The sequence below is a fragment of the Psychrobacter sp. genome, assembly GCF_030454045.1.
GTDB lineage: Bacteria > Pseudomonadota > Gammaproteobacteria > Pseudomonadales > Moraxellaceae > Psychrobacter.
Map to the genome: position 1 here is coordinate 1 of NZ_JAKDJE010000125.1, position 4,167 is coordinate 4,167.

Below are 4,167 nucleotides of genomic sequence, written 5' to 3' on the forward strand. Positions count from 1 at the left end.
CGCCTAAAAAATAGTCGCTGTCAGTGCCATGGTCGAATGTTCAACACGCCCTAATCTTAGACAGGAACTCATCTTACCTAATCTCACAATCGCTGTCATTATTTACACCACTTCTTTATGATGTAATAATAAACCAACTATTTTTTACTTCTCATCAAGTCAGGCTAACCACCAGCACTTTTTGGTCGTGTTAAGATCAGAGACCAACCATGCACAATGATAACAATATAGAAGTATTACGAGCGCGTGTTATCGCCGCAAGTCCACACCTTAGTGTCACTGAAGATAATCCTCAATGGTGGCTGCTTGGGACTTCTGGCTGTCATTTGTGCGATATCGCCGAACAAATCATCGCACAGTTTCAGGCGGTGCAACCGGTTACTTACCAGTATGTCGATATTGCAGACTTTGATGAGGCGCTTATAATGGAATTTGCCACGTCTATCCCTGTGATTTTGACCCCATCACAGCGATTAAATTATCCGTTTTCGGTGATGGATTTGCAGCAACTGCTTACGTCATAACATCAAACCGTCTATACATTATTTGTAGTGAGGACCCTATGCTAAATCTAGAAAAAATGACAGAGATTGAAGATCTGCGCCGTGTCGCTGAGCGCAAAGTACCACGTATGTTCTACGACTATGTGGATTCAGGCTCGTGGACTGAGACGACTTATCGCAATAACGAAACTGACTTTGATCGTATCAAGTTGCGCCAGCGAGTATTGGTCGATATGGATAACCGCAGTCTGGCAACGAGTATGATCGGTGAGCCAGTCAAGATGCCTGTAGCCATCGCCCCAACGGGGTTTACCGGCATGATGTGGGCAGATGGTGAGATACATGCCGCACGCGCCGCTGAAAAATTCGGCGTGCCCTTTTCACTATCGACCATGAGCATTTGCTCTATCGAAGATGTCGCCGCTCATACTAGTAAGCCGTTTTGGTTTCAGCTGTACGTGATGCGCGATCAAGACTTTATGGCCAATCTGATTCGCCGTGCCAAAGAGGCCAATTGCTCAGCACTTATCTTGACCGCCGACTTACAAGTGCTTGGACAACGTCACAAAGACATCAAAAATGGTCTATCCGCACCGCCTAAGCCAACACTAAGCAATATGATCAACCTCATGACCAAGCCGCAATGGTGTATGAATATGCTAGGCACCAAACGTCGCACGTTTGGTAATATCGTCGGTCATGCACAAAATGTTGAGGATCTGTCATCACTCTCTGCTTGGACGGCAGAGCAATTCGATCCGCGTCTGAGCTGGGACGATGTGGCGCGTATCAAAGACATGTGGGGCAGTAAACTTATCATAAAAGGTATCATGGAGCCTGAAGATGCTATTATGGCGGCTCGCAGTGGCGCGGATGCCCTAGTCGTCTCAAACCATGGCGGTCGTCAATTGGATGGCGCGTTATCTTCTATCTCTGCCCTCGCAGACATCGTACAGGCAGTACAAGCCGAAAACAGCGATATCGAGGTATGGCTAGACAGTGGCGTTCGCTCTGGTCAAGATGTACTAAAAGCCATTGCACTAGGGGCGAAAGGCACGATGATCGGTCGCGCTTTTCTCTACGGATTGGGAGCGTATGGTGAAGACGGTGTGCGCCGCGCGCTTGAGATTATCTATAAAGAGTGTGATATATCTATGGCATTCTGTGGTCATACCGATATCAATACTGTCACGGATAATATCTTGGTAAAAGGCACGTATGAAAACCTCAAAGTGGGTCGTTTTTAGAGCGGCTGATTGTAGAACAATCAACGTTTAAAACTGGCTATACATAACATAATTTGCTCATACCCTTTATACTGTCTCTATAACATTTTGATGACAGTTAGGCTTTATGACCATTCAACAATTATTAAAAACAGCGCCCGTCACTACCCTGCTATTAGCCAGCTTTATCGGGCTATTTGTCATGCAGCTAGTCACGGGCGTCGATGCCAATAACCCGTCAACTGAAGAGTTAGTTAAATGGGGTGCCAACGCCTTACCCTTAACGATGATGGATGACCCATGGCGCTTGGCCAGTAGTGCGTTTTTGCACATTGGTCTCATGCATCTACTATTTAATGGCTTTGCCATGTATTTTTTTGGGCAGATTGCCGAGCCGATGTTTGGCTCAGCCAAGTTTTTGGCATTGTTTTTGTTGGCAGCCATCGGTGGCAACTTGCTCAATAACTATGTCACTTGGCACAGTATTTTGGATGGAACAGGACAGCCCGGCCTATCAGCGGGAGCTTCTGGTGGTATCATGGGTATCGGTGCGGCGTTACTGATCGCTGCCCTGTTTAAAATATCGGTCAATGGCATGATACTCAATCTCAAGAGCTTGATCATCATCATGGCGATCAACTTGGTTTATGGCTTTGCCGTACCGGGTATCGATAATGCCGGTCACATCGGCGGCGCGATTACTGGCTTGCTTATTGCCTTGCCTATTGCTCTCGTTTATCGTAAGCGAGAGCTAGCACAGCAAGCAGCTATGGCGCAAGCTCAGCAAGCTTATCAAAACGCGGTCCAAGCGAGCTATGCAAGCAATCATCAGCCAAGCTATCAAACGAGCTTACGCGATAATCAGCGCGGTAATCCGCCGCTTACCAATATATTTGCTGATAATAATATCCAAACCTCTGTAGACTTAAACAACACCGCAGATACTGCCGACTTCGACCAAAGTGGTGGCTATATAAATAACTACCCCACTTATATTGATCCCAAGAAATTTGCGCCAGAGCCTGTTAATGTGAGCCTAATCTGGCAACTATTGCCATGGCTTGCGATGCTGATTATTAGTATTGGCTTTGTCTGGTGGTGGCAAGATATTCATCAGCAAATCCTACAAGTGCTAAAAGCCATTGAGTAAATGCGCGTACTTATCTATCATTGCTAAATAACTACCAATAACAGCCGAGTTATTTAGACTAATTATTCGCTTTTTGCTCGTTTTTTACCTGATCTTATTATCCCGTTATTTCTACTCACCCACGAGACCCAATTATGTTAAAACTTGCAGCGCAACCTCACTTCTCTACGCGAGCCGTGCTGAGCACATTAACCGCTACGGCATTACTCAGTGTGTCTAGCATGTCTAGCGCCATCCCATTTCTTAATAAAAACCTACCGACTGACAAAGATGCCGAATTAAGTGTCGGGGTCAATGTCATGGCGGTCAAATCAGCCTATGATCTCGAAGACAGCACTGAAGTGCGTGTGCTGCCGGGCATTTTTTATGATAATAATAGGATCTATGCGCGCGGTGCTCAAGCGGGTGCGTACTTAATCAATGATGGTGTCAATCAGCTGTCTGCTTACGCGCAGCTCGCAGGAAACTCGTTTGATCCTGATGATGCTAATGGTGCCCTGCAAGGTCTCGATGAGCGCAAACTATCCGCAGAAGCAGGTATAAGCTACCAGCGTCGCACGCCTATCGGTGCGTTTCGTGGTCAGTTTGCGACCGATGTGTTGGACGAAAGTGGCGGTAATACTGGTCGCTTAACTTACCTTGCCAAGATCACGAGAAACAAGCTGACGGTCTATCCAAGCATCGGCTTTGAGTATCATGATGCGGCCTACAATGAATACTACTATGGCGTCAGTGAAGAAGAGTCAGCGGAAACGGGCGTTGCCGCTTATAAATCTAACTCAAGCTTAAATCCGTATGTCAGCGTTAGTGCCAACTACGACTTTAACGATAAATGGGCAGGATTTGCCAATCAAAGCGTGAGCTATGTGCCCAACGAGCAATATGACAGCCCAATGGTCGACTCACGTACGGAAGCGTCGACCACGCTTGGTTTGCTTTATAAGTTTTAGGTATTTAGGAAGTTTGGTGTGAAAGATCTGGGCATCTTGTCCAGATCTTTCACTTTAAAATTAGTGTGTTAATAGTTGAGAAATAAAGAATGACTCCTGAAAGCTTTGAAGGCCATGTCCTATTTCAACGATTAAACTCTATTGAAGAAATCCTCTCTACTGAAGATAGTAAAAGTAAGATAAGTATAGAGAAACTCTCTTTTTTGCAAACTACTTTTTCGTTTATAAACCAAAGAATAAATTTAACTCTTCCTGAATTAGTCCAAATAGCTGAAATGGATGGATTAGACCTCTTGCAAAAGTCATAGGTTAAGCTCGGAATTAATGATACCAGCAAA

Annotated in this window: 4 protein-coding genes; all 4 read left to right on the forward strand. The window is 45.4% G+C overall.

What is annotated here, in order from left to right:
- The first annotated feature begins 209 nt into the window (after positions 1-209).
- The gene (locus L0G63_RS13495; RefSeq protein ID WP_301451114.1) at positions 210-524 is read left to right on the forward strand and encodes a glutaredoxin family protein; all 315 of its coding nucleotides are present in this window, start codon (positions 210-212) and stop codon (positions 522-524) included.
- A 38-nt stretch (positions 525-562) separates the two neighbouring features.
- On the forward strand, positions 563-1,750 hold the full coding sequence (locus L0G63_RS13500) for an alpha-hydroxy acid oxidase (RefSeq protein WP_301451115.1): 1,188 nt from the start codon (positions 563-565) through the stop codon (positions 1,748-1,750).
- Between the two features lie 106 nt (positions 1,751-1,856).
- Positions 1,857-2,879 carry a rhomboid family intramembrane serine protease gene (locus L0G63_RS13505; RefSeq protein ID WP_301451116.1) on the forward strand — a complete coding sequence of 341 codons (1,023 nt, stop codon included), beginning with the start codon at positions 1,857-1,859 and terminating at the stop codon, positions 2,877-2,879.
- 134 nt (positions 2,880-3,013) lie between these two features.
- Positions 3,014-3,829 carry a MipA/OmpV family protein gene (locus tag L0G63_RS13510; RefSeq protein WP_301451117.1) on the forward strand — a complete coding sequence of 272 codons (816 nt, stop codon included), beginning with the start codon at positions 3,014-3,016 and terminating at the stop codon, positions 3,827-3,829.
- Positions 3,830-4,167 lie beyond the last annotated feature (338 nt).